Genomic DNA, 25,486 nt, shown 5'->3' with positions numbered 1-25,486 from the left:
TTCTTCCTGGACATTTCACACAGCGCCGAGGCACCCCCGAACCTGAGAGGCAGGATGCGGCTGAAGCCCCCCTTCCCGAGGATGAACTCCGCCGAGCGCCGCATCTGGGACGCCTACCCCTCGGGTTCCTGGGTCGATCTGCGCAGCGGGGACGACCAGGCCGACGACCCGGCCAACGGCCCCGGATGGGGACCGGAGCGGACGGTCAGGGCGGAGGTCGTCGCGGCGCTGCTGCGGGGCGCGCGGCCGCCGGAGCCGGGCAGGAGCGCCGGGCTGCGGCTGGCGGGCGCCCACGTCACCGGTGTGCTCGACCTCGCCGACGCCACGCTGACCGGCAAGCTGCACATGGTCAACTGCTACCTGCCCGGGGGCGTCTCCATGACCGACACGATCGCCGTCGGCGTACGGCTGCGCGGGTGCGAGATAGCGCGGATCAGGGCGGCCGGGTGCACGGTCAACGCCATGCTCGACTTCGACGGCTCGACCGTCCACGGCGGTATCCGGCTGGACAACGCCCAGGTCAAGGGACAGGTCCGGTTCGCGGGGCTACGGGTGAGCGCCGAGGAGACCACCGAGGCGTCCGACAACGCGGTCCGGGACGTGCGCAGGAGGATGTCGGAGGAGGAGCTCAGGGAGCGGGGTCACCGCCACGGGCAGTGGGCGCTGTGGGCGGGCGGCATGACCGTCGAGGGCGGGGCGTTCATGCGGGACATGCGGGTCAACGGCGGCCTGCGGATCATCGGCGCGAAGTTCCGGGGTGGCATCTACCTGCAGCGGTCGGTCATCACCGCGACGGGCCCCTACGCGATCCAGGCCGACTTCATGGAGGCGGGGGCCGCCGAGCTGAGCCGTGGTTTCCAGGCGACCGGCACGATCAGGATGCGCAACTCGCGCGTCAACGGCGTCCTGTCCTTCGACGGGGCGACGCTGCGGGCTCCCGGCCGGGTGCTGCACCTGAGTCACGCCCAGATGGACGAGCTGATCCTGCGGCCCGACTCCATCGAGGGCGAGGTCAACCTCGCCTACTCCCGTATCGGCGTGCTGCTCGACGCCCCGGCGGACTATCCGGGCGCGGTGTATCTCAACGGGCTCGTCTACGAGGCGCTGCGCGGCTCGGCCTGGAGCGTCAACGACCGCCTGGTCTGGGTGGACAAGGACTCCTACGGCTACCGTCCGCAGCCGTACGAGCAGCTGGCGACGTGGTTCCGCCGGATCGGCCACGAGCAGGACGCCCGGCGGGTGCTGCTGGCCAAGCAGCGGCGGCGCCGCCGTACGCTCAGGCCCGCGGGCCGGATCTGGGGCAGGCTGCTCGACCTCGTCGTCGGGTACGGCTACCGCCCCTGGCTCGCCGGGCTGTGGGTCGCGGTGCTGCTGGCCGCGGGCACCGGGGTCTTCGCCGCGGTCCCCCCGACGCAGATCGACCCGGAGGAGATCAGGGTCTTCCAGCCGTTCGTCTACACGCTGGACCTGCTGGCCCCGGTGAGCGTCTTCGAGCAGCGGGGGGCGTGGGACCCGACCGGCTGGACGCGGTGGCTGGCCTGGACGCTGATCGCCTCGGGCTGGATCCTGGCCACCGCCCTGATCGCGGGCACGGCCCGGGTGCTGCGTCCAGGCCCGTCGTCCTGAGCGGGCCGTCCTGAGCGCGCCGGGGTCAGGCCATGTCCACCCGGAGTCTGGGCAGCGCCTCCGGGTACTTCTCCCTGACGTATCTCACCAGGTGCTCGCGCATGTCGCACTTGAGGTCGAAGGCGCTCGGCGAGTCGGCGGCGCTCATCAGCGCCCGCACTTCGAGCAGCCCGTTCGGCAGGGTGTCGGTGACCTGGAGGGTCCAGTCCTTCTGGTCCCACAGCGGGTGCTCGCGCAGGGCCCGGTAGAGCTCGACGCGCAGTTCCTCGACGGGGACGGTCCAGTCGATCCTGAGCATCACCGCGCCGATCACCCGGCTGGTGTGCCTGGTCCAGTTCTCGAACGGGTTGGTGGTGAAGTAGGAGACCGGGAGCACCAGCCTGCGTTCGTCCCACAGGCGCAGCACCACGTAGGTGAGGCTGAGCTCCTCGATCCGCCCCCACTCCCCCTGCACGACCACCACGTCGTCGAGTCTGAGCGCGTCGCTGAAGACCAGTTGCAGGCCGGCCAGCAGGTTGCCCAGCATCGACTGGGCGGCGATGCCGACGACGACGCCCGCGATGCCCGCCGAGGCGAGCAGTCCGGCGCCGAGCGCGCGTACCTGCGGGAAGGTGAACAGCATGGCGCCCAGCGCCAGCAGGACGACCACCGCTGAGGCGACCCGGCGGACCAGGGAGATCTGGGTGCGGATCCTCCTGGCCCGCCGGTTACGCTCCCCCTCGACGCTGACCAGGCGGTCGAGGACCACGTCGGTGACCGCGTAGGCGGCCTGGATGGCCAGCCAGGTGACGCATCCGATCATGAAAAGGGTGATCGTCCGCTCGATCGCTTCGTCGACCGTCCCCTTGGCCATGCCGGGAAGGTAGAGCGTGTTGGCGGTCGCCACGACCGCCAGGGCGAAGGCGGGCCAGGTGCAGCGGCGTACGAGCGGCCCGGCCAGGACCCACCGCTCGCCGATCAGCCTCCAGCGCAGTGCCCGCCGTACCATCTCCACGCAGGCGACGGCGGCCAGCATCGAGGCGATCAGGATGATCCATCTGGACACGGACGCTCTTCCCCCCTGACGGTCGCTTGCCGGGTGGATGCCCCGGGACGCGCGGCCTATTCAGAAGGCCTCGTCAAAAGCGACAGTTCCCTCAACTGCTATCTGATAGGCCGAAACTCTCCGCTCGAAGAAGTTCGCGAGCTCCTGGACGTCCTGCAGCTCCATGAACGCGAAGGGGTTGGCGGTGCCGTACCGGACGGGCAGCCCGAGCCGGGTCAGCCGCTGGTCGGCCACGTATTCGAGGTACTGCCGCATCTGGCCGGGGTCCATGCCGGACCGGCCCTCGCCGCACAGGTCCTCGGCGAAGGCCAGCTCCGCCGCGACCGCCTCCTCCAGCATCCGGGTGACCTGGGCGCCGAGCTCGTCGTCGAACAGGCCGGGTTCCTCGGCCCGTACGGTGTCCACCACGGAGAAGGCGAACTCCATGTGCATGGACTCGTCGCGGAAGACCCAGTTGGTCCCGGTGGCCAGGCCCCCGAGCAGGCCCCGCGAGCGGAACCAGTAGACGTAGGCGAAGGCCCCGTAGAAGAACAGGCCCTCGATGCACGCGGCGAAGCAGATCAGGTTGAGCAGGAACGCCCGCCGGTCGTCCCGCGTCCGCAGGCTGGTCAGCCCGCCGAGCGAGTCGATCCACCGGAAGCAGAACTCGGCCTTGTCCCTGATCGAGGGGATGTGCTCGATCGCGGCGAAGGCCCTGGCCCGCTCCTCGTGGTCGGGCAGGTAGGTGTCGAGCAGCGTCAGGTAGAACTGGACGTGCACCGCCTCCTCGTAGAGCTGCCTGCTGAGGTACAGGCGCGCCTCGGGGGCGTTGACGTGCTGGTAGAGGTTGAGCACCAGGTTGTTGGCCACGATCGAGTCACCGGTCGCGAAGAACGCGACGAGACGGTTGATCAGGTGGCGCTCCTCCGGCGTCATTCTGGCCAGGTCCGCCACGTCGGAGTTGAGGTCCACCTCCTCGACGGTCCAGGTGTTGCGGATGGCCGCCCGGTAGCGTTCGTAGAAGTCCGGGTAGCGCATGGGGCGCAGGGTGAGGTTCATACCGGGGTCGAGCAGCATTCGGAGAATGACCTTTCGGCTTGGGTCACGGGGCCTACTGGCAGGCGTCGCAGTACTCGGGGTTCTCCAGCGAGCAGGCGATCACGTCCTGCTCGGGGAGCGACTGTGCCGCGGTGGCCGGCACAGCGGCCGGCACAGCGGCCGGCACAGCGGCCGACACGGTGGTCTGCGCGATGCGGGTGGCCGGACGGGAGCGCAGGTAGTAGGTGGTCTTCAGGCCCGAGCGCCAGGCGTAGGCGTACATCGAGGAGAGCTTGCCGATGGTCGGGGTCGCCATGAACAGGTTGAGCGACTGCGACTGGTCGATGTACGGCGCGCGCGCCGCGGCCAGGTCGATCAGCGCCTTCTGCGGCAGCTCCCACGCGGTCCGGTAGAGCGTCCTGAGGTCGTCGGGGATGCCCGGGACGTCCTGGATCGAGCCGTCCGCCCGCTTGATCGCGTCCCTGATCTGCGGGGTCCACAGGCCCCGGGCCGTGAGGTCGGCGACCAGATAGCGGTTGACCTGGAGGAACTCCCCGGAGAGGGTCTCGCGCTTGAAGACGTTCGACACCTGGGGCTCGATGCACTCGTAGCAGCCCGCGATGGAGGCGATGGTGGCCGTGGGGGCGATCGCGATCATCAGCGAGTTGCGCAGGCCGGTCACGGCGATCCGCTCCCTGAGCGCCGTCCACTCCGCCGAACGGGCGGCCCCGTAGTGGTCGGGGTGCAGCACGCCGTCGGCGGCGCGGGTGTCCCCGTAGGAGGGGTGGCGCCCCCGCTCGGCGGCCAGGTCGCTGGAGGTGGCGTAGGCGGCCAGCGCGATCTCCTCGGCGATCCGGGTCGACAGCTCAAGCGCCCGCGGCGAGTCGAACGGCAGCCGCAGCGCGAAGAAGACGTCGGCCAGCCCCATCACGCCCAGCCCGACGGGCCGCCAGCGCTCGTTGGCCGCGCGGGCCTCGGGCGTCGGGTAGAAGCCCAGGTCGATGGTCCTGTCCAGGAACCTGACCGCGGTGCGAGCCGTACGGCGCAGCCGCTCCCAGTCCACACCGTCCGCGGTGAGGTGGGCCGCCAGGTTGATCGAGCCGAGGTTGCAGACGGCGGTCTCCGCGTCGCTGGTGACCTCCAGGATCTCGGTGCACAGGTTCGACAGGTGGATGACGTTGCCCGGACGGGCCGTCTGGTTCGAGGTCCGGTTCGAGGCGTCCTTGAAGGTCATCCAGCCGTTGCCGGTCTGGGCGAGCGTGCGCATCATGCGGCCGTACAGGGCGCGGGCCGGGACCTGCCTGACGAACCCGCCCTCGGCCTCCGCCCTGCGGTAGGCCTCCTCGAACGCCTCGCCGTACAGGTCGGTGAGGTGCGGGACCTCCTTGGGGTCGAACAGCGACCACATCTCGTCGGCCTCGACCCGCCGCATGAACTCGTCGGGGATCCAGTTGGCGAGGTTCAGGTTGTGCGTACGGCGCGCCTCCTCGCCGGTGTTGTCGCGCAGTTCGAGGAACTCCTCGATGTCGGCGTGCCAGGGCTCCAGGTAGACGCAGGCCGCGCCCTTGCGACGGCCGCCCTGGTTGACGGCGGCGACGCTGGAGTCGAGGGTGCGCAGCCACGGCACGATGCCGTTCGAGTGGCCGTTGGTGCCGCGGATCAGCGAGCCGCGCGAGCGGACCCGGGTCCAGGCGATGCCGATGCCCCCGGCGTACTTCGACAGGCGGGCGACCTGGCCGTAGCGCTGGTAGATGGCCTCTAGCTCGTCCCTCGGGGAGTCGAGCAGGAAGCAGGAGGACAGCTGGGGCCTGCGGGAACCGGAGTTGAACAGGGTGGGCGAACTGGGCAGGTAGGACAGAGTGGCCATGAGCCCGTACAGTTCGGCGGCCTCCTCGACCGTCTCCGACAGACCGCAGGCCACGCGCAGCAGGAAGTGCTGGGGGCGTTCGAGGACCTTGCGGGTGCTCGGGTGGCGCAGCAGGTAGCGGTCGTAGACGGTGCGCAGCCCGAAGTACTCGAACCTGTCGTCGGCGGCCGGGTCGACCAGCGCGTCGAGGGCGGCGGCGTTGGCGGCGACGAAGGCGGCCAGCCCGTCCTGCAGGAGCCCCGCGCCGTGGGTCGCGGCGATCGACTCGGAGAAGGTCGTGACGCCGTGCTCGGCGGCCTCCTCGGCGATCAGGCCGGTCAGCAGCCTGGCGGCGGCTCTGGAGTTCTCCGGGTCGGTGATCACCCGGGCCGCGGCCTCCTCGATCGCCCGCCTGCGATCGTCCGGCGAGTGCCCGGTCTTCTCCGCCTTCTCGGCCAAGGTCTGTGTCACGTGCCACCCCTCGTGCAGGTAATCCCCGTACGGCTCACGGAGCAGGGCGCGCGTCAACGGGCGGCTCCCGGGCACGCCGGACCGCCTCGTCCCGCGGCTCTCCCTCGAAGCCCTGGACAACTCTCGTGCCGAGCGGGGGCCTGGTCGGTCCCCTCTCCACACACCGCGGGCAGGTCTTCGGACTCACGGGCGTGACGCGCGCTCCTACCGGCCGTCGCTTCCCGGGCGTGGTTCACCCAGTGCTCAGTTGACGGCTTTCGTTCCCGTTCACCGCTGCGGGGCAGTCCCGGTCTCTCACCGGGTTCCCTGTTGCCTCGCCCTCGTGGGCGAACCAGCGACGACCAGGATCCTACATCTAGTGCCGCCTGACGCAACCACCCCAACAGTTTGTGTCGGGGATGCTCAGCAACCCGAGCTCGTTGAGCACCGCGCGGGTACGGCGGGTCTCCGTGACCAGCCACCGGCGGAAGTCGTCACCGCTCAGGTACGCCCGGTGCCAGCCGTTGGCCGCGCACACGGCCTGCCATCGGGGCGAGGCGTCGATCCGGTCGCACAGGGCGACCGCCCCGTCCCGGTCGCCGGGGCTCATGGCCCGGGGACCGAGCACCCCGCACCAGTCGGCGTACTCCAGGCGCACCTCCCGCTCCATCAGCGTCGGCGCGTCGATGCCGTCGATCCGCTCCCCCGAGGAGACCGCGAGCGGCATCAGCCGGCCCGTGGCGATCTTCGGCAGGAGGGAGCCGGCCGAGCCGAGGAGCGCGGCCACCCGCCCCTCGTGCAGCGCCTCGACGGCCTCGGACTCGGTCGGGTAGCCGGCGTACTCCATCAGCCTGACGTCGACGCCGAGGCACTTGCCGATCATGCCGTAGAGCACGTGGTCGGAGCCGCCCTCGGCCCCTCCCCCGACCACCAGCCGCGCCGGGTCGCGGCGCAGCGCCGCGACGAAGTCCTCGAAGGTCCGCAGCAGGGAGTTCGGGGAGACGGCCAGGACGGACCAGTCTCCGGCCAGCCTGGCCAGCGGGGTCGAGGCCGCCAGCACGGAGTCCGCGTCGGCGGTCTCGCCGCCCGCCAGCATCGGCACGCCCGCCAGGAACACCCGGCCCTCGCGCGCGAAGGGGCCCCCGACGGCGGCGGCGAACGCGGTCAGGGCGGCCATCCCCTGGGCGCCCGCGCCGCTCACCTCGACCGCACCGGCCATCCTCTCGCCGGTCAGGATCGCGGCCAGCGCGTGGGCGGCCTGGTCCCAGCGCCGCCCGCGGACGACCGGCGCGACGATGGTCAGCCTGCGCGCCCACCCCGCACCGGGGCCTCCCATGTCACCGCAGCCCCCGGCGACCATGACCCCCAGCGCGAGCGCGAGGAATCGCCTACGGTGCATAAGCGTCCCTTCCGCCGAGATCCCCCAGATCTCTCGATACCCTACGTTGCAGATATGTCACTCTCTGCACCGCAATTGGGGCATCAGGCGCTCACTCCACGGTGACGCTCTTGGCGAGGTTGCGCGGCTTGTCCACGTCGCGGCCGAGCGCGACGGCCGCGTGGTAGGCGAACAGCTGCAGCGGGATCGACAGCAGGATCGGGTCGAGCTCGATCTCGTTCCTGGGCACCACCAGGCAGTCGTCGGCCAGCCGGGGATCGGCCTCGCGGTGCCCGACCATGAGCACCCGCCCGCCGCGCGCGCGGATCTCCCCCAGCGTGGTGAGGTTCTTGTCCAGCAGCTCGTCGTCGGGGACGACCGCCACGGTCGGCATCTCCGGGCCGATCAGCGCCAGCGGCCCGTGCTTGAGCTCGCTGGCCGGGTAGGCCTCGGCGTGCACGTAGGAGACCTCCTTGAGCTTCTGCGCGCCCTCCCTGGCCACCGGGTATCCCCTGACCCTGCCGACGAACATCATGCTCGGCGAGCCGGCGTACTTGCCGGCCAGCTCCTTGATCCGGGGTTCGAGGGCGAGGATCTCCCCGATCTGGCCGGGCAGCGCGCGAAGGCCCTCCACGATGCGCCGGCCGTCGGCGGGCGACAGGTCGCGCACCCTTCCCAGGTGCAGGGCGAGCAGCGCGAAGGCGACCGCGGTCGAGGTGAAGGCCTTGGTGCTCGCCACCGAGACCTCGGGGCCCGCGTGCAGGTAGAGACCGCCGTCGACCTCCCTGGCGATGGCGCTGCCGACGGTGTTGACGATGCCGAGCACCCGGCCGCCCTTGCGCTTGAGCTCCTGGACGGCGGCCAGGGTGTCGTAGGTCTCCCCCGACTGGCTGATCGCCACGTAGAGGGTGTCCGGCTCGACGACCGGGCTGCGGTAGCGGAACTCGCTGGCGGGCTCGGCGTCCGACGGGATGCGCGCCAGCTCCTCGATGAGCTGGGCGCCGATCTGACCCGAGTAGTAGGCCGAGCCGCACCCGATGATCTTCACCCGGCGGAAGGAGCGGCTCTCCCGCGCGTCCATGTTGAGCCCGCCCAGATGGGCGATGTGGAAGCGGTCGTCGAGGCGCCCGCGCAACGTCCTGGCGACCGTCTCCGGCTGCTCGGAGATCTCCTTGAGCAGGTAGTGCTCATAGCCGCCGGTGTCGTAGTGCCCGGCCTCCCAGTCGACCGTCAGCGGCTCCTTGGCCGTCTCCCGCGCGTCGCTGGAGAAGGTGTTGAAGCCGTCGGCCTTCAGCACCGCGAGCTCGCCGTCCTCCAGGTGCACCACCTGGCGGGTGTAGCGGACCAGCGCGGCCACGTCCGAGGCGGCGAACATCTCCTTCTCGCCGATGCCCAGCACGATCGGGCTGCCGTTGCGCGCCACGACCACCTCGCCGGGGCGCCGGGCGTCGACCACCGCGACGCCGTAGGTGCCGACGACCCGCTTGAGCGCGGCGCGGACCGCCTCCGCCAGCGAGTCGGTGTCCTCGACGGTGCGGGCGATCAGGTGGGCGAGCACCTCGGTGTCGGTCTCCGACAGGAAGACCGCGCCGTCGGCCTCCAGCTTGGCCCGCAGCTCGTCGGCGTTCTCGATGATGCCGTTGTGCACGACGGCGACGCGCTCGTCGGCGGACAGGTGCGGGTGGGCGTTGACGTCGCTGGGCGCGCCGTGGGTCGCCCAGCGGGTGTGCCCGATGCCCAGGGTTCCCTTGAACCTGGCGGGCATTACGGCCGCCAGGTCGGCGACCCTGCCCTTGACCTTGCGCATCTTCAGGCCTCTGTTGGAGACCACCACGCCGGCCGAGTCGTAACCGCGGTACTCAAGGCGCTGCAGGCCCTCAAGCAGGATGGGGGCCGCGTCCTTCGGCCCCACGTAGGCCACGATTCCGCACATCTGACCGCTCCTTACCCGTAGACGATCCGGCGCAACTGGCGCAGGGACAGTTCCGGTGCGGCGACACGGCGGGAGCTCAGCTCGGCGGCGATCCTGGGAAAGATCGCGTCGTTGACCAGCCCCCTGGACTTGAGCTCGGCGTGACGCCGCCGGACGAACTCCTCGGTGGGCTCGGAGAAGTAGGCCAGCACGTCCGCCACCACCCTCGCGGCCTCTCCCGGACCGAGCGCGCTCGTCCGGGTCAGGTGGGCGATGAGGTCCTCGTGGGGATGCCATGCCGTCGACACAGAGGAGGACCATACGCAGCCATGTTGGCGTTTACCAAGTTTTCTGCCCGATTCCGGGCAGGAAAGATTGCCGTGGATCTCCCTCCGCCCGGCCATAAGACGGTCCGCGACCACCCATAACTCTGGGTAGTGATCACGCCGGAAGGGAACCTCATGCGCCGTCTGCCGGGGATATCGATCGTCGCCGCCCTCTCAGTGGCGGCTCCGGCACCCGCCTGGCAGCCCCCGCCGTACGGCTCCGCGTCCCCTGCCGCCCCCGCGAGCCTGCGGGAGGCCTTCACCCGGGCGGCCGGAGAGTACGGCGTGCCGGAGAACGTGCTGCTGGCCGTGTCCTACCTGGAGTCCCGCTGGGACGTCAACGGCCGGCTGCCCAGCGTCGCGGGCGGCTACGGCCCCATGCACCTGGTCGACGGCCGGGCCGTCACCCGGGCCTCCACAGGGGACGGCGTCCACCGGGACGCCGAGGGCGACCCCCGGGGCGACGAGAGCAGGCCGTACCGGGTCAGGGCCCGGGACGTGGCGCCCGCGCCGCCCGAGGACACCCTGCGCCGGGCCGCCGAGCTGACCGGGATCGACCCCGGTGTGCTGCGCGCGGACCCGGCCGCCAACATCCGGGCCGGGGCGGCGCTGCTCGCCGACCACCAGCGGCGCTCCGGAGGAAGGCCGGACGCCGGAGCAGCCGGTTGGTACGCCGCGGTCGCGCGGTACGCGGGACCCGGTGAGACCGGGGCCGGGCGGGCCTTCGCCGACGCGGTCTACGCGACGATGCGCGCCGGGGCCTCCCGCGTGACCGACAGCGGCGAGCGGATCGTCCTGCCGCCCGCGCCCGGCCTGGGACCGGCCGGGACGGGGACACCCGGGCTGCGCCGCGCGTCCGGCACCGTGACGCCCGACTGCCCCCCGGAGGTCTCCTGCGAGTGGGTTCCCGCCGCCTACCGGCGCACGAGGAACGGCGGGCACGGCAACCACGACCGCTACGACGGCCGTCGCCAGGTCGACTACATCGTCATCCACGACGGGGAGACCTCCTACGACGCGATGACCAGGCTCGTCAGGAACCCCGACTACCTGAGCTGGCACTACACCGTGCGCTCCGGCGACGGGCACATCGCCCAGCACCTGAGGCCCGACGACATCGGCTGGCACGCGGGCAACTGGTACTTCAACTCCCGCTCGATCGGCATCGAGCACGAGGGCTACCTCGCCAAGGGCGCCTGGTTCACCGAGGCGATGTACCAGGCGTCGGCCAGGCTGGTGGCCCATCTCGCCGAGCGTTACGGCATCCCCCTCGACCGGGCGCACATCCTCGGCCACGACAACGTGCCGGGCACCACCCCGGAGACCGTCCGCGGCATGCACCAGGACCCCGGCCCCTACTGGGACTGGGCCCACTACTTCGAACTGCTCGGCCACCCGCTGACCGCCTCCGGGGACCAGGACGCGCGCTCGGTGATGATCAAGCCCGACTACGTCCTCAACCAGCCCTACTTCACCGGCTGTCTCCCCTCCGGGGAGTGCATGCCCGCGAGCGCGGCCTCGGTCTGGCTGTACAGCGCCCCCTCCGATGAGGCGCCGCTGGTCAGGGACGTCGGCAGGCACCCCGGCGGCGACTCGACCTACAACGTCTACGACCACGCGGCCCGCGCCTCCACCGGTCAGCGCTACGCCCTGGCGGGCCGCGAGGGCGACTGGACGGCCATCTGGTATCTGGGCCAGAAGGCCTGGTTCCACGACCCCGCCGGCGAACCGGCCTCGATGCCCGCCTCGGGAGGCCTGGTGACCCCGAAACCCGGCCGCTCCTCCGTCAGGCTGTACGGCAGGGCCTATCCCGAGCGCTCCGCCTATCCCAGGGGTGTGTCCGCGCAGCGCCTCGTCCCGTTGCAGTACTCCCTGCCCGCCGGGCAGTTCTACAGTCTGGGGCTGACGACGAGGGGCTCCTACCTGCGCTCCTCCGCCACGGCCGCGGTTCGGCACCGGGTCGTCACGGGGGACGCGCGCTACCGGCAGATCCAGTTCGGCCACCGGGTGATGTTCGTCCGCGCCTCCGACGTCCAGGTGATCTCACCATGACGATCTTCCGCACACCGCCTCGGTTGCGCGCATCCGCCCGCCGGAGGCGCTAGAGTTTTCCCGTGCACCGGACATCGTTCCGGGCGACACGCGGAAGTGGCTCAGTGGTAGAGCATCACCTTGCCAAGGTGAGGGTCGCGGGTTCGAATCCCGTCTTCCGCTCCGGCAGGTCCGCGAGGGCCTGACTGGTGGAGTGGCCGAGAGGCGAGGCAACGGCCTGCAAAGCCGTGTACACGGGTTCAAATCCCGTCTCCACCTCAGTGCACCGACGTCGGGGGCTCCGGCATCCGATAAGGTAGCGCGAGTGCGGCCGAGGGGCGACCCGAGGCGGTTGTGCGGAAGTGGCTCAGTGGTAGAGCATCACCTTGCCAAGGTGAGGGTCGCGGGTTCGAATCCCGTCTTCCGCTCTGATGTTTCCCGAGGACGATTAGCTCAGCGGGAGAGCGCTTCCCTGACACGGAAGAGGTCACAGGTTCAATCCCTGTATCGTCCACCACGACAACGAAACCCCGGCCCGCCAAGGGTCCGGGGTTTTTCGTTTCCCATGTGCGCAGACTCACGGTCGTTCACGCGGCCGGGTACGGCGAGGCGGGCGACGACCCGGAACCTGGAACCCAAGGGCAGGTGCCCGGGGTCGTCTGAGCAGCCGGCGGCGGGGGTCTGCGGTGGTCATGGAGGTCCCCGCACGTTGATCGAAAACTCAACGTCACGTTTCACACGCGGTTCTTACCGCTGAGGAGGCACCATAGAGGGACACATAATGCAAAAAACGGTTGATTGCCACGTTCGTCAGCCGTGGTGGAAGGGGCGAGCCTGTGCATCGCGTGGTGGTCGATCCGGAGGTACCGGCCGAAGTCGCCAGCCTCATGCGCCGGAACGGACGCCTGCTCTCCCGGTTCAGATCCGGCTGGAATCCCGAACCGGACGGCGCCGCACGCGTCCCGGCGGTGATCGTGGCCACCTTCGGTGCCACGATGCTGGCGGGGCTGGGCGGCACGCTGCTCGTCGGGGTCCCGCTGGCCTTCTCCATCACCGCCGCCGTCATCTGCCTGACCGTCCTGGGTGTCATCTACCTGGCGACGAAGCCCGCCCCCGCCGACTCGGTCGAGCGCGTCCTGTACCGGCACGCCCGGCACTACCGGGGGGGCTACCTGATCCTTGAGGACTTCGACTACGGCGCCAGGGAACTGCTCGGCCGGGCGCAGCGGGCGATCGACCACATCCTGCGCTCCCGGGTCAACGTCATGGGCATGCTCGACAGCGTGCGCAACGCGGTGATGCTCCCGGCGGAGGAGTGGCAGATCGCCCGGCTGCTGACCAAGCTGTCGGAGCTGCGGGCCAGGCACCGTCACATGGCCAGGGGCGGCAGGACCCCCGAGGTCGCCGCCGCCATGGCGCCGATGGAGCGGGCCCTCGCGGCCAGCGAGGCGGCCGTCGTCGCGCGGGTCGAGGCGCTCGAACGGTACGCCGCCCACGTGACGCAGGCCGACCACGCCCTCGTCTCCCAGGGGCAGATCGAGGTGCTGCGCGCGCAGCTTCCCGAGTACGAGCAACTGGTCGCCGAGACGGGCGCCGCCCGGTTCCTCGCCCCGGAGATCGGCAACCTCAGCGAGGACGCCGAGCAGTTGCGGCGTGCCCTGCGGGACAGTCTCCGCTCCGCCCATGAGGCGTTCCGTTACCTCGACGGCCCCCTCTCCCGTTGACCCTGAATCGGTATCCCCTCCCGCCGGATGGGTACCTTTTTCCCATGACGGGACAACCAGTGCTGTTGTATGACGGCGACTGCGGTTTCTGCGCCACCTGCATCGGGTTCGCCGAACGCAGGATCGGTCTGCGCGCGCGCCCGGTCCCCTGGCAGTTCGCGGACCTCGCCGAGTTCGGCACCACGCGGGAACGCGCGGAACACGAGGTCCTGTGGGCCGAGGACGGCCGTCTGTACGGCGGCGCGCAGGCCGTCGCCCGGCTGTTCCTGGCCGCCGGGAGGCCGTGGAGCCTGGCCGGGCACGCGCTGCGGGTCCCGCCGCTGCGCTGGGTGGCCCACTGGGGTTACCGGCTCGTGGCGGCCAACCGCCATCGCCTGCCGGGCGGCACCCCCGCCTGCGCCCTGCCCTCGAAGCGACGATGACCGTCCTGCTGACCGGCTTCGAGCCGTTCGACGGCTCCTCGGTCAATCCGTCCTGGGAGGCGGTCGGCCTCGTCCAGGGGGTGCGGGCCGTACGGTTGCCGTGCGTGTTCGGCGAGTCGCTGGAGCGGTTGCGGGCGGCGGTTGCCGAGCACGACCCGTCGGTGGTCGTCTGCGTCGGCCAGGCCGGGGGCAGACCGGACGTGACGGTCGAACGGGTGGCCGTCAACCTCGACGACGCCCGCATCCCGGACAACGCGGGACGGCAGCCGATCGACGAGCCCGTGGTGCGCGGCGGTCCCGCGGCCTACTTCGCCACGCTGCCGGTCAAGGCGTGCGTCGCGGCGGCCAGGGCGGCCTCGGTGCCCGCGAGCGTCTCGCAGAGCGCCGGGACGTTCGTCTGCAACCACCTCTTCTACGGCCTGATGCACCTGATCGCCACCGAGCGGCCCAGGATGCGCGGCGGGTTCGTGCACCTGCCGTTCACCCCGGAGCAGGCCCTGGGCCGCGGCGTGCCCACTGCGCCCTCAATGCCCTCGATGCCCTCGGCGACGGCGGCGACGGCGCTGACCGCCATCGTGACCGCCGCCGTCTCCGTGGGTGACGACCTGCGCCTGGTCGGCGGCTCCCTGCACTGAGCCCCGCCGCGGGGGCCGATCTACAGGGGGACGCCGAAGACCGCGCGGCGTCCCGCGAACTCGGTGACGCTCCACAGCGTGTTCCTGTCCCGGACGCAGGTGAGGTCCTCGGGACCGCTCGGGTAGGGCCGCCTGGCCACCGTCTCCCCCGCCACGAGCAGGGCGCCGTTCCTGGTGGAGCCCGCGCCCTGGCTGAGGTACCAGGTCCCGTTGCAGGAGAGCGCGCCCTGGATCTTCGGCTCGGGCAGGAGGTAGGCGTCCACGGCCCTGGCGACCCCGGCGTCGTCGGCCCGCAGGGAGCCGTCCTGGTCGAAGGCCCAGCGGGCGACCCTGCCTGCCTCCTGCCGGGTCTCCACGTACTCTCCGGAGACCAGCGTGCCGGGGGTGGTGCTCCGGTCCACGGCCGCGAAGGAGAACCTGGCCTCGCCCGTACGGCTCCAGGCGCCGGTCTGCGGCATCACGTAGCGGTAGCCGAAGGCGGTGTACACCCCGCCCCTCCTGCCGATCGTGGTCGTGCCGTCGCCGTTCACCTCGAAGATCTGCCGGGTGTCGAACACCCGCATGCCCCGCTCGGTGTCGGCGACGTACAGCAGGTCGCCGTACCAGGCGACGCCTCCGGCGTGGATGTTGATCGGGGAGATGCCGCCCGCGGTGTCGGCCACCACGAGCAGGACGTGCCGGTAGCGCAGTGTGGCCGGGTCGAGGAAGGACAGCCGGATGCCCCGTTCCGGCGCGGACTGGGGTTTGAAGTACCAGCTCACCACGAAGGCGTTCCTGGCCAGGCCCGCGTCGGAGGAGCAGGTCAGGCCCTGGGGGTACCAGTCGGTGACCTCGTTGTCCGCGGCGTCGAAGCAGTACCAGTCGACCGGTTTGGGGTTCATCGTACCGAACGCCCTGGTCCCGGCCGCTCCCTTCCTGATCGCCACCCGGTTCGCCTTGGTCAGCACGGTCTCCAGAGGGACCCGCTTGAGCCATCTCCCCAGTGCCCCGGCCCCGGCCGCCAGGTCGCCGTCGTCACGTCTCAGCTCGAACGGTTCAACCGCCGTGGCCGTCATCGCGCTCATAAGGGGATTCTCCTTCTCCGACGGCCGTCCTGGCAGGCGGTCGAGATGCGGAGTTCACGAGTATGCCGGTCTCAGGCCCCTTTTGTGATCAAATCTGGAGGATCATTCCGGCCAGGTGTGCACGGGCGCGCCGGTCAGCGCCAGCTCCCGGTAGCGGGCCACCATCCTGGCCCGTGCCGCCGGGTCCCCGGCGAGGTCACCCAGCGCCTCCCGCTGCCAGACCGACCCGGTACGGCGCCGCCCGACCCGCTCCCGGATGATGTTCAACGTCCACTCGGCCTCCTCGGGCAGCACGCCGACCCGTTCGAGCCCGGCGGCGGCCGCGGGGAGCAGGTCGAGCGCCAGCCGCGCCGCCGGGATCTCCCCCGGCCTGCCCGGCCAGGCCAGTGGCGCGTCCAGGCCGTGGATCGCGGCCCGGTAGAAGTTGCGGTAGGCGGCGGAGAAGGGGAACTCCTCGACCGGCTCGACCGCCAGGGCGGCGGTGAGTCCGAGCAGGAACGCGCTGTTGGCCGCCATGTCCAGCGGCGTCGGCCCCGCGGGCAGCGAACGCATCTCCACCCGCAGGTGACCGCCGTCCGCCGGGTCGTAGACGGGCCTGTTCCACTGCCACACCGTGCCCTGGTGCAGCCGCAGCTCGGCCAGTTCCGGCACCTCCTGCTCCTGGCTCTCCTTCCAGGTCATCGGCAGCACCGGCTCGTAGTCGCGGACGCACGCCTCGAAGATCTCCCCTGCCCCGGTCACCCACCCGGAGCCGAAGGCCACCCGCCTGTCCCTGCGATCGCGCCGCTCCACGTCACGGTCGTCGGCGGCCTCCTCGAACAGCGCGATCCTGGTCTCCTCCCACAACCTCCTGCCCAGGAAGCCCGGCGAGTTGCCGCTCACCGCCAGGACCGGCCCGATGGCCAGCTGGGAGGCGTTGTAGACGCGGGCGAAGTCACCGGGAGGCGTGCGGAAGTGCACCTGCCAGGAGGTGTTCGCGCTCTCCAGGATCACCCCCTCGACCTCGAGCTCAAGCTGCTCGGCCCCCTCGATGCTCACCCGGAACGGTTCGGCGCGCAGCCGCCGCATCCCCCGGCTCAGCGCCCGGTAGCGGCTCTCGTCGCTGAGCGCCTCGTGGGTGAAGTCGAACTCGCTGAGCGAGGGCAGGATTCCGATCGCCACGACCCGGCCGCCCTGCGTCGCCGCCGCCGCGTCCGCCATGGCCATGGTCTCCCGCAGCTCGCGCACCAGCCCCGTGAACGGGCGCCCGGCGATCGGCAGCGGCGTCAGGTTGACCTCCAGGTTGAACCTGCCCAGCTCGGGCACGAGCCGCTCGTCGTCCGCCGCCTCGCGCACCTCGTGGTTGCGGGGAAGCGGCCTGCCCTCCGGGGTGACGAGGAAAAGCTCAAGCTCGGCCCCGATCGTCGCCGGTCCCGCACCGAAGCCCGGCCTGGCGAGCAGCTCCCGAAGCTGGTCGAGCTGCTCCTCCAGCCGTTTCCCGAAGCGGGCGAACTCCGCCTCGGTGAAGCGGTCCTTGTCGACTTGCTGGCCCATCGGCACCGTCCGATCAGTCGCTCCTGCTGTTGCCTCCTCCCTGTCCCGGCTGGACGGTTCTAATCAGCCCACCGAGCAAGTGCCGCCACGTACGGCGATGCGGCCAGGCCGGGGTCAGGCCAGGCAGGTCAGCGGCCTGCCGCCGTTGAACGCCAGCATGTCGGTGATCACGGTGGTCAGGTCGACCGGTCCGCCGAGGGCGGCTCCGTCCAGGTCGGCGTAGGCCCGGTGCAGGTTGCCGACGATCCGCTCGGGGTCGAGCAGCGCGCCGTACTCGCCGAGGTCGGTCTCCCTGGCGGTCTCCAGCGGCGAGAGGCCGGCCGCCCTGCCGCGCTCGGCGGTGTCCATCACGAACCGCAGGTACCCCCGCACCCGGTCGATGACCTCGGGCCCGCAGACGTCGCCGTGCCCGGGGACGATGGTCGCGGCGCCCAGCTCCTCGATCCGGTCGAGGGCTTCGAGCGACCCCAGGACCGACCCCATCAGCACGAACGGCGTGCCGCCGTTGAAGACCAGGTCTCCCGCGAACAGCAGCGACCGCTCCGGGATCCACACGATGGAGTCGTTGGTCGTGTGCGCGGGCACGCCGATGTGCCGGACCTCGCAGCGCAGCTCGTCCGAGTACACGGTCACGCCGTCGGTGTAGGTGAGGAACGGCGGGCAGGCCCGCAGGTCTCCCCAGTCGACCTCGGTCCAGGCGATCGTGCGGTAGGCGGGGATGCCCTCGGCGAGGATCGCCTCCCTGGTCCGTTCGTGGCCGACGATCGTCGCCTCGGGGAAGGCGAAGTTGCCGAAGGTGTGGTCGCCGTGGTGGTGGGTGTTGACCAGCGTCGTGATCGGGTTCGCGGTGACCGACCTGATCGCCTCGCGGTAGGCCAGCGTGCGGCGTTCGGTCGAGCAGGAGTCCACGCTGATCACCCCGCGCTCACCGACCAGGAAACCGGTGTTGTTGACCCACCAGCTCCCGTCGGGCTGAACGTAGGCGTAGACGCCGTCCGAGACCTCCTCGATCCGGGCGGGTGGCAGGGGATGGTCGTGTGGGGATGAGCTCATAACGGCATTGTCGGGCCTGAGCCGGCGACCCACGATCAGGAGGGCACGCCGTTCATCCGTTCGAGCCGCCTGCGGATCCGCTCGGCGGACAGCACGTTGAGCGCCTCACCCGCGGCGAGCGTGCGGGGCAGCAGCTCCGCCTGGGTGGTCAGGGCTCGGAAGAGGACCTCGACCGTCACGTCGTGCTCGGGACGCAGGACGACCTCGACCCGGTCTCCCGCCTCGATCCGCCCCGGTTCGATGACCCTGAGGTAGGCGCCGGGCCTGGCGACCTGGGTGAACCGCCGTACCCATCCCCTCTCCGCGAGCCAGCCCGCGAAGGTCCGGCAGGGAATGCGCGCGGAGGTGACCTCCAGCACCAGATCGGCCCCGATCCGCCAGCGTTCGCCGATCAGTGCCCCGTTGACGTCCAGGCCCGAGGTGGTGAGGTTCTCCCCGAAGACACCGTTGGACAGCTCACGCCCGAGCTCCGCCTGCCAGAGGTCGAGGTCCTCCCTGGCATAGGCGTAGACCGCCTGGTCGTCGCCGCCGTGGTCGCGCAGGTCGCCGATCACGTCCCCGGCGACGCCGCTTCCGGCCGTGCCCGTCGGCCCGCCCGGCGCGGCCACGGCCACCGGCCCCGCCACGGGGCGCTTGTCGATCCCGGTGAGGGCGGCGTCGGTGTAGTCCGCCGGACGGCCGCGCCCGGCGTTGACGGAGAGAAGGTGAGCCATGGAGGCAGCCTACAAAGCTCTCCGGATCGGTACACACCCCATCGGGAGGGCCCCTCACCACCTGCGAGACCGCGGTTCCGGTCTTCCCGTGTCGTCCCGGGTTCCGATCCCAAAAGGGTTCAGGGGGTCTGCCGGGCCTGCTTTCCCGAGCACATCGTCCACAGTCCTGCGAGGAAGGCCCCGAACCCGAACATGAGCACCACGACGAGCAGCTCGTACGGCCATTCCGTCATCGCCGGCTCCAACGCGACGACGAATACGAAGAGGGACGTCATCAGTTGCCCCCATCCATATCGGCGAGGCACAAAATCCCAATAAAGGAAGGGGACACGGGGAAGCCGGTTTGTCGCCAACGCGTAGACGCCCAACGCGACATTGAGGCATCCGGCCCCCAGCGCAATCCACTGCACGGCTCCAAGAACCATCCGGGTCAACCCCTCCAAGACCCAGGGATGCGTCGCCCTCCCTGAAAGCCTGCCAGAGCTCATCATCGAAGATCAAGTCCAGGGGCGAGCGAGCCACGCCGCCCACAAGGGCGCCCCGGCCATGGCACTTTCCGGTCTTGCGTGGTCCGCCCCACACAAAACGAATCTCGCGCGATTGTTCATCACCCCGGGAACGGCCCCGAATCGATATTCATGTGGATGAGCAAGGGCCGCCCTGATTTCAACGGCCGGACACAGCGGCCGGCACCGATCCAATCCCGGTGACGCCAGGTAATGATCGCCGGGAAATACGGATCCACTGCCTGATGGAACAACTCATCGCGATGAAATATTCACTCGCCGTAATCGAACCGGCCCACGCCCCGGGCAGTCGCAGAAAGGATCTCCATGAGACTCGTCCCTGATGCCTCGCCGGCATCGCCGCTGTCACCCTGCTGACGCCGGTCGCCGCCAACGCCTCCGCCGCGTCCAACGCCGCCCGCAGCACCAAGGTCGTCTTCCACAACGTCACCGACTGCACACTGACCCAGATCGGCAAGGAGACCTACCACGGCATCTGGGTCATCGAGCCCAACTCCAGCATCGCCCCGCACAGCAGCGACTACTTCAAGACCGAGTCCGACGGCGTCCTCACCGGCACCGAGGCCGCGATCAAGTACCGCGCCGGCAACTGCTCCCGCGCGGGCAAGGAAGTCCGCTTCCACTGGGACAACCCTTACCACGGCCGTAACGGCTACGACTTCGACGGCACCGACGGTGCCTTCACCACCCGCTACACCGGCGGAAACGGCGACAACGCCACCGTCGACGCGCACGTGAGCTGACCCCTCCCCGGCCTGACCGGTCCCGGCGGGACCGGTCAGGCCCCGGCGTCCACATGGACCCTCCCGCGATCGAGTGCTCCCGGCCCCGGGTCGCCATCCACTGAGTGCACCGGAGCCGTCGGCGATCTTTCCCCGGGCTTGCCGCCCACGTGCCGGTCTCTAGATCGAAAGCCGCGTATAGCAGGGAGGTGACGTCTCCAAGCACGGACCACCGGGGAAAGGCCAGCATGATTCAGCAGATGATCGCCCTGTCAGCCGTCGCCGTCATGGCGCTGAGCGGTACGGCCGCGGGCGCGGTTGCGTCCACGGCGCCGCCGGACGCCAACGAGCAGGACAGGAGGTTCCTGGTCCAGGCCCACCAGGACAACCTGGCCGGGATCACGGCGGGCAGGGCCGCCGTTCGCAAGGGTCACGACCGGGACGTGCGGGCCCTGGGCAGGCGGCTGGTCACCGACCACACGCGGTTGGACGCGGAGGTCAGGCAGGTGGCCCAGCGGCTCTCGGTGTCCCTGCCCGAGGAGGCGACCACGGCGCAGCGCATCCAGTACAACCGGATCTCCGCCAGGAACGGGGACGCCTTCGACTGGGCGTGGCTGTCCGTCGCGGCCGTCGACCGCCGTGCGGCGCTCGCCCGGGGGGCCAAGGAGCTGGCCGACGGCTCCTCGGCGCAGGTCAAGCGGCTGGCCGCCGACGCCAGGCCCGTCCTGCTGAGGCACCTCGAACTGCTGCGGCGCCACTCGGGCAGCGGCGCGACGGCCGGCGAGCCGGGCAGGCCGGGCCGGACCACGGCCGAGACCACCACCGGGACCACCGGGACCACCGAGACCGTCGAGCCCTTCCTGATCCAGGAGGAGGGTTAGGGTCGGACGATGACCGATCTCACGGACCTCGCGCAACTGGTCGGCGGAGACCATGGCCTGGCCGTCGTCTCGACCTTCCGCTCAGACGGGACGATCCGCTCATCCGTGGTCAACGCGGGGGTGCTCGACCACCCCGTCACGGGGCGGCCGATCGTCGGGTTCGTCGTCAGGGGTGACTCCCGCAAACTCGCCGACCTGCGGGCCAGGCCGTACGCCTCGGTGGTGCTGCGCGCGGGCTGGCGGTGGGCGTCGGCGGACGGGCCGGTCGAGCTGGCCGGGCCGGACGATCCGCTGCCCGGGATCGACGCCGAGGGGCTGCGGCTGCTGCTGCGGTTCGTCTTCGGCGCGGCGGGCGGAACCCACGACGACTGGGCGGCCTACGACCGGGTCATGGCCGAGGAGCGGCGGACGGTCGTCCTGCTGACCCCCGACCGCCAGGCGGGCAATCCCTGAGGTGGTTCCCGGCCGGGTTAGCGCGGCTCCTGATCGACACCTTGGCCCGGGGCCGCCGGCACCTGGCCGGTGCCCGTCCGGCCGTCTGCCCGCCTCTGGCCGGTGCCCGTCTGAGGGGTACCGGCCCGTCCGGCGGGTGCCCGCCTGAGCGGGTGGCGGACCGTCCGGCCGGGTGCTCGCCCGGCCGGGGCGCCGGACCGTACAGTCGAGCGATGGACCCTCGTGACCGCGTGATCGAGCTGTTTCATCGGGTGGCGGCGTCGGTGCCCGCCTATGGCGCGTTCCTCAGGGAGCGGGACATCGATCCCGCCCTTATCAAGACATTTGATGATTTCGTACGGCTGCCGCTGACCAGCAAGGACACCTACACCCGCCGCTATCCCCTGCCCGAGCTGTGCCGGGACGGCGTGATCGGGGACATGATCTCGGTCTCGTCGGGGTCGACGGGGACGCCGTCGTTCTGGCCGCGTTCCGTCGCCGACGAGCAGGTGATCTCCGAACGCTTCGAGGAGGTCTTCAGGGACGCCTTCGGGGCGGCGGGGCGCCGTACGCTGGCGGTCGTCTGCTTCGCGCTCGGCACCTGGGTCGGCGGCCTGTTCACCCTGGCCTGCTGCCGTCACCTGGCCGCCAGGGGGTATCCGATCACCTGCGTCGCGCCCGGCAGCGACCGGCGGGAGATCCTGCGGGTGATCCCCGAGCTGGCCCCGCACTTCGACCAGGTCGTGCTGCTCGGCTATCCCCCCTTCCTCAAGGACGTCATCGACGCCGGGATCGCCGAGGGGGTGCCCTGGGCCGACTACTCGATCAAGCTGGTCACCGCCGGGGAGGTGTTCAGCGAGCAGTGGCGCACCCTGGTCGCCGAACGGGCGGGGATGACCGACCCCGCGCTCGACACCGCCTCCCTGTACGGCACCGCGGACGCCGGGGTGCTCGGCAACGAGACGCCGCTGTCCATCCGCATCCGCCGTTTCCTGGCCGAGCGCCCCGAGGTGGCCGAGGAGCTGTTCGGCCGGCAGCGGCTGCCGACCCTCCTGCAGTACGACCCGGCCGTGCGTTTCTTCGAGGAGCACGAGGGGACCCTGCTGTTCTCCGGCGACAACGGCGTCCCGCTCGTCCGCTACCACATCGCCGACGAGGGCGGCCTGGTCCCCCATGACCGGATGCTCGGGTTCCTGGCCGGGCACGGCTTCCGCCCGACCTCGGCGGAGCCGCGTCTGCCGTTCGCCTACGTCTTCGGCCGCAGTCACTTCACGGTCTCCTACTACGGCGCGAACGTCTATCCGGAGAACATCTCGGCCGGACTCGAACAGCCGCAGGTCAGCTCCCTGGTGACGGGCAGGTTCGTCCTTGAGGTGACCGAGGACGCCGGGCACGACCGGCGGCTGGCCGTCGCGGTCGAGCTGGCGGCCGGGGTGCGCGGCTCGGCGGAGACGGAGCGCCTGGTCGGCGAGTCGATCCTGGCCCAGTTGCTGCGTCTCAACAGCGAGTTCGCCGCGTACGTGCCCCCGGCGCGGCGGCACCCGGTCGTCTCCCTGAGGGAGAAGGGCGACCCGGAGTACTTCCCGCCGGGCGGAAAGCACCGTTACACCAGGGGGTGAAACCCTCGCCGGGAGAAGGATCATTTCCCTGACGGGCCTTCCCAAAAATGATCGCGAATTCCTCGACGAGGACGGCCCGGCCGATCGGAACCAATCGTCTCCCCAGTTCAACGGCCCACGCGCGAAAAACAGGGGCTTCGGTGATCGAATGGCGGCCGCACCCCGAGACCTACCGTAAAGAATGTCGTCGCGGCACCAAGAAAACACAAAGGCCCGGTTATGCTGGCACCCAGACGAAAGTGGAAAGGTTCTTTCATGAACAATGACGCCGTCTGGGTGCGGGGTGTCACCGGCGTCCAGATGCACCACACCACCGACTTGCAGGACGCGACCCGCTTCCTGGGCAACGCGGTGATGGCGCTGCGGGCCGCGCACGTGCGGACCGGCGACGAGCGCTACTCCGGTCTCGCCGAGCAGCTCAAGGCCGTGACCGTGCAGGCCCGGGGGCTGGAGAGCCAGGCCAGGGCGAGCATGGAGGACCTGCACGTGGCCGACCCCGAGCTGTTCCTGCGCTGCCGTGACGGCGAGGAGCCCTGGCCGGACGAGATCCAGGCGGGGTTCATCCCGCGCCACACCTGCCGGGACCGGTGCCTCTACCACGACCACGACGTCCTGGGCGCCATCACGCAGTGCACCTGCGGGCGGCCCCCGTGCCGGGCGTGCGCCATCGGCGGTGCGCCCGTGGCGTAGCCACGGGAGATCTAGGCTTCTGTCATGGCACGAGCTAACGACGCCGTGGCGGCGGCCCTTGAGGAGTACGCCGAGCTGTTCGCGATGGCGGGCGGCGACGCCTTCCGGGTGCGCAGCTACCAGAAGGCGGCCAAGGCGATCGCCGGGTTTCCCGAGGACATCGCGGCCACCCCGGTCAGGAACGTGCCCGGCGTCGGCGCGGCGATCGCGGGCAAGGTCGAGGAGTACCTCGAACGGGGCGGCTTCCACCAGCTCGACGAGCTGCGGGCGCGGATTCCCGAGGGGGTGCGGCGGCTGACCCGGATCGCCTCCCTCGGCCCGAAGAAGGCGGTCCTCCTGTTCCAGGAGCTCGGGATCGACTCCCCGGAGGCGCTCGCCGAGGCCATCGGGCAGGGACGGCTTCGGGGGGTGCGGGGCTTCGGGCCCAAGACCGAGGAGAACCTCCTCAGGGGGATCGAGCAGCTTGAGGTGGCGAGCAGGCGGGTGCACATCGGCGTGGCCATGGAGCTGGCCGAGCGGATCATCGCCTCACTGCCCGCCGAGCGGATCGCCTACGCCGGGTCGCTGCGCCGGATGAGGGACACCGTCGGCGACGTGGACATCCTGGCGGTCGGGCCGGAGAGCCTCATGGAGGTCTTCAGGGCGCAGCCGTACGTGGCGGAGGTCATCGCCTCGGGCGAGAAGAAGACCTCGGTGCGCACTCACGAGGGGCTCCAGGTCGATCTGCGCCTGGTTCCCGCGGAGTCGTGGGGCGCGGCGATGCAGTACTTCACCGGCTCGAAGGAGCACAACGTGCACCTGCGCGAGATCGTGGTGAAGAGGGGCTGGAAGCTCTCCGAGTACGGCCTGTTCGACGGTGGCCGGGTGATCGCCGCCGAGCACGAGGAGGACGTCTACCGGGCGCTGGGCATGGCGTGGATTCCCCCGGTGCTGCGGGAGGACGGCGGTGAGATCGACGCCGCGCTCAGGGACGGGCTGCCCGTCCTGGTCACCGAGCGCGACCTGCGGGGCGACCTGCACACCCACACCGACCTGACCGACGGCATCGCCTCGCTTGAGGAGATGGTCGCCGCCGCCCACGCGCGCGGCCACTCCTACTACGCGGTGACCGACCACGCCCCCGACCTGGCGATGCAGCGGATGACCCTGGACAAGGCCCTGGAGCAGCGCGAGCGGCTGCGGCGGCTCCAGGAGGACTATCCGGACATGCGGCTGCTGCACGGCACCGAGCTCAACATCGCCCCGGACGGCTCGGTCGACTGGCCCGCCGAGGTGCTCGCGGGCTTCGACGTGTGCGTGGCGAGCGTGCACTCCCACTTCACCCAGTCGCGGGAGGAGATGACCAGGCGGTTCGTCACCGCCTGCGAGAACCCGCACGTCCACGTGATCGGCCATCCGACGACGCGCCGGATCGGCAGGCGCCCTCCCGTCGACGCCGACTGGGACGAGGTGTTCCGCGCCGCGGCCCGCACCGGGACCGTGATGGAGATCGACTCCTTCCCCGACCGTTCCGACCTGCCCTCGGACCTGGTACGGCTGGCGCGCCACCACGGGGTGCGCTTCTCGATCGACAGCGACGCCCACGCTGTGCCCCACCTGGACAACCAGCGTTTCGGGGTCGGCGTAGCGCAGCGCGCCTGGCTGACCGCCGAGGACGTGGTCAACACCTGGCCGGTCGAACGGCTGCTGGACCTTCTGCGTCCATGATCCGCGGCGCTTCATGCCGTTCGCGTGCGCAACCCTTACCTGACCGGGTGGGATGGAACGCCCTTCCTGTACGGCATGCGTATTTAGTGTGGTGAAGAGCGGGGGCGTCCTGAGGCCCCGGGGCGAAGCGGGG

General features: G+C 70.7%; 21 protein-coding genes, 4 tRNA genes and 1 riboswitch. Of the genes, 15 read left to right on the top strand and 10 right to left on the bottom strand.

Translation table 11 applies throughout. The features are described 5' to 3' along the window. Positions 1–54 precede the first annotated feature (54 nt). Positions 55–1,626, top strand: a complete 1,572-nt coding sequence (locus ABZ463_RS12760) for a hypothetical protein (RefSeq protein WP_352011612.1) — start codon at positions 55–57, stop codon at positions 1,624–1,626. 25 nt (positions 1,627–1,651) lie between these two features. Here ABZ463_RS12760 and ABZ463_RS12755 read toward each other — a convergent pair whose 3' ends face one another. The 6 genes from ABZ463_RS12755 to ABZ463_RS12730 form a co-directional block, all read right to left on the bottom strand. Continuing rightward, positions 1,652–2,671, bottom strand: coding sequence for a mechanosensitive ion channel domain-containing protein (locus ABZ463_RS12755; RefSeq protein ID WP_352011611.1), 1,020 nt, complete (start codon positions 2,669–2,671; stop codon positions 1,652–1,654). A gap of 60 nt (positions 2,672–2,731) precedes the next feature. Next, positions 2,732–3,727 carry a ribonucleotide-diphosphate reductase subunit beta gene (locus ABZ463_RS12750; protein WP_352011610.1) on the bottom strand — a complete coding sequence of 332 codons (996 nt, stop codon included), beginning with the start codon at positions 3,725–3,727 and terminating at the stop codon, positions 2,732–2,734. 34 nt (positions 3,728–3,761) lie between these two features. Next, positions 3,762–6,005 carry a ribonucleoside-diphosphate reductase subunit alpha gene (locus ABZ463_RS12745; protein WP_362775776.1) on the bottom strand — a complete coding sequence of 748 codons (2,244 nt, stop codon included), beginning with the start codon at positions 6,003–6,005 and terminating at the stop codon, positions 3,762–3,764. 150 nt (positions 6,006–6,155) lie between these two features. Continuing rightward, a riboswitch (cobalamin riboswitch) is annotated at positions 6,156–6,356 on the bottom strand. Between the two features lie 4 nt (positions 6,357–6,360). Further along, a complete protein-coding gene (locus tag ABZ463_RS12740) occupies positions 6,361–7,383 on the bottom strand; it encodes a tripartite tricarboxylate transporter substrate-binding protein (RefSeq protein ID WP_352011608.1) in 1,023 nt (340 codons plus the stop codon). Positions 7,384–7,474: 91 nt separating this feature from the next. After that, entirely contained in the window at positions 7,475–9,295 is a 1,821-nt protein-coding gene (gene glmS / locus ABZ463_RS12735) for a glutamine--fructose-6-phosphate transaminase (isomerizing) (RefSeq protein WP_352011607.1), read from the bottom strand. 11 nt (positions 9,296–9,306) lie between these two features. Beyond that, entirely contained in the window at positions 9,307–9,582 is a 276-nt protein-coding gene (locus ABZ463_RS12730; RefSeq protein WP_352011606.1) for a hypothetical protein, read from the bottom strand. A 153-nt stretch (positions 9,583–9,735) separates the two neighbouring features. On the opposite strand from ABZ463_RS12730, the gene ABZ463_RS12725 reads away from it, so the two are divergent. The 8 genes from ABZ463_RS12725 (at position 9,736) to pcp (ending at position 14,412) form a co-directional block, all read left to right on the top strand. Continuing rightward, a complete protein-coding gene (locus ABZ463_RS12725) occupies positions 9,736–11,652 on the top strand; it encodes an N-acetylmuramoyl-L-alanine amidase (RefSeq protein ID WP_362775773.1) in 1,917 nt (638 codons plus the stop codon). 90 nt (positions 11,653–11,742) lie between these two features. Beyond that, positions 11,743–11,814, top strand: a tRNA-Gly gene (locus ABZ463_RS12720). A 25-nt stretch (positions 11,815–11,839) separates the two neighbouring features. Beyond that, a tRNA-Cys gene (locus ABZ463_RS12715) sits at positions 11,840–11,910 on the top strand. Between the two features lie 77 nt (positions 11,911–11,987). Further along, positions 11,988–12,059: transfer RNA gene (locus ABZ463_RS12710), tRNA-Gly, on the top strand. A gap of 14 nt (positions 12,060–12,073) precedes the next feature. Next, a tRNA-Val gene (locus ABZ463_RS12705) sits at positions 12,074–12,148 on the top strand. Between the two features lie 319 nt (positions 12,149–12,467). Further along, positions 12,468–13,355: a hypothetical protein gene (locus ABZ463_RS12700; protein ID WP_352011604.1), complete on the top strand. Its 888-nt coding sequence runs from the start codon at positions 12,468–12,470 to the stop codon at positions 13,353–13,355. Between the two features lie 44 nt (positions 13,356–13,399). Continuing rightward, on the top strand, positions 13,400–13,777 hold the full coding sequence (locus ABZ463_RS12695) for a DUF393 domain-containing protein (protein WP_362775771.1): 378 nt from the start codon (positions 13,400–13,402) through the stop codon (positions 13,775–13,777). Beyond that, a complete protein-coding gene (gene pcp / locus ABZ463_RS12690; protein WP_352011602.1) occupies positions 13,774–14,412 on the top strand; it encodes a pyroglutamyl-peptidase I in 639 nt (212 codons plus the stop codon). The genes ABZ463_RS12695 and pcp overlap by 4 nt, the downstream gene beginning before the upstream one ends. 20 nt (positions 14,413–14,432) lie before the next feature. On the opposite strand, the gene ABZ463_RS12685 is transcribed toward pcp, so the two are convergent. The 4 genes from ABZ463_RS12685 to ABZ463_RS12670 form a co-directional block, all read right to left on the bottom strand. After that, on the bottom strand, positions 14,433–15,476 hold the full coding sequence (locus ABZ463_RS12685) for a hypothetical protein (RefSeq protein ID WP_362775769.1): 1,044 nt from the start codon (positions 15,474–15,476) through the stop codon (positions 14,433–14,435). Between the two features lie 102 nt (positions 15,477–15,578). Continuing rightward, complete coding sequence (locus ABZ463_RS12680) at positions 15,579–17,009, bottom strand: glutamate--cysteine ligase (RefSeq protein WP_362775767.1); 1,431 nt, start codon at positions 17,007–17,009, stop codon at positions 15,579–15,581. Positions 17,010–17,123: 114 nt separating this feature from the next. Then, complete coding sequence (locus tag ABZ463_RS12675) at positions 17,124–18,062, bottom strand: MBL fold metallo-hydrolase (RefSeq protein ID WP_362775765.1); 939 nt, start codon at positions 18,060–18,062, stop codon at positions 17,124–17,126. 35 nt (positions 18,063–18,097) lie between these two features. Next, complete coding sequence (locus tag ABZ463_RS12670) at positions 18,098–18,775, bottom strand: MOSC domain-containing protein (protein ID WP_362775763.1); 678 nt, start codon at positions 18,773–18,775, stop codon at positions 18,098–18,100. Positions 18,776–19,637: 862 nt separating this feature from the next. Here ABZ463_RS12670 and ABZ463_RS12665 point away from each other — a divergent pair. From ABZ463_RS12665 to polX, 6 genes are all read left to right on the top strand, one after another. After that, positions 19,638–20,045 (top strand): aegerolysin family protein, encoded by a 408-nt coding sequence (locus tag ABZ463_RS12665; RefSeq protein ID WP_362775906.1) that lies wholly within the window; start codon positions 19,638–19,640, stop codon positions 20,043–20,045. 239 nt (positions 20,046–20,284) lie between these two features. After that, positions 20,285–20,905: a DUF4142 domain-containing protein gene (locus tag ABZ463_RS12660; protein ID WP_362775761.1), complete on the top strand. Its 621-nt coding sequence runs from the start codon at positions 20,285–20,287 to the stop codon at positions 20,903–20,905. Positions 20,906–20,914: 9 nt separating this feature from the next. Continuing rightward, positions 20,915–21,358, top strand: coding sequence for a pyridoxamine 5'-phosphate oxidase family protein (locus ABZ463_RS12655; protein WP_352011594.1), 444 nt, complete (start codon positions 20,915–20,917; stop codon positions 21,356–21,358). Positions 21,359–21,570: 212 nt separating this feature from the next. Beyond that, positions 21,571–22,956, top strand: coding sequence for a phenylacetate--CoA ligase family protein (locus ABZ463_RS12650; RefSeq protein WP_362775759.1), 1,386 nt, complete (start codon positions 21,571–21,573; stop codon positions 22,954–22,956). Positions 22,957–23,211: 255 nt separating this feature from the next. Beyond that, entirely contained in the window at positions 23,212–23,646 is a 435-nt protein-coding gene (locus ABZ463_RS12645; RefSeq protein WP_352011592.1) for a hypothetical protein, read from the top strand. Between the two features lie 24 nt (positions 23,647–23,670). Then, positions 23,671–25,353, top strand: coding sequence for a DNA polymerase/3'-5' exonuclease PolX (polX, locus tag ABZ463_RS12640; RefSeq protein WP_362775756.1), 1,683 nt, complete (start codon positions 23,671–23,673; stop codon positions 25,351–25,353). Positions 25,354–25,486: the final 133 nt, after the last annotated feature.

Source organism: Streptosporangium sp. NPDC020145, assembly GCF_040631275.1.
Classification (GTDB): Bacteria; Actinomycetota; Actinomycetes; order Streptosporangiales; family Streptosporangiaceae; genus Streptosporangium.
Note: the sequence above shows the minus strand (reverse complement) of the source record. Positions and strands in the feature narration are given on the sequence as shown.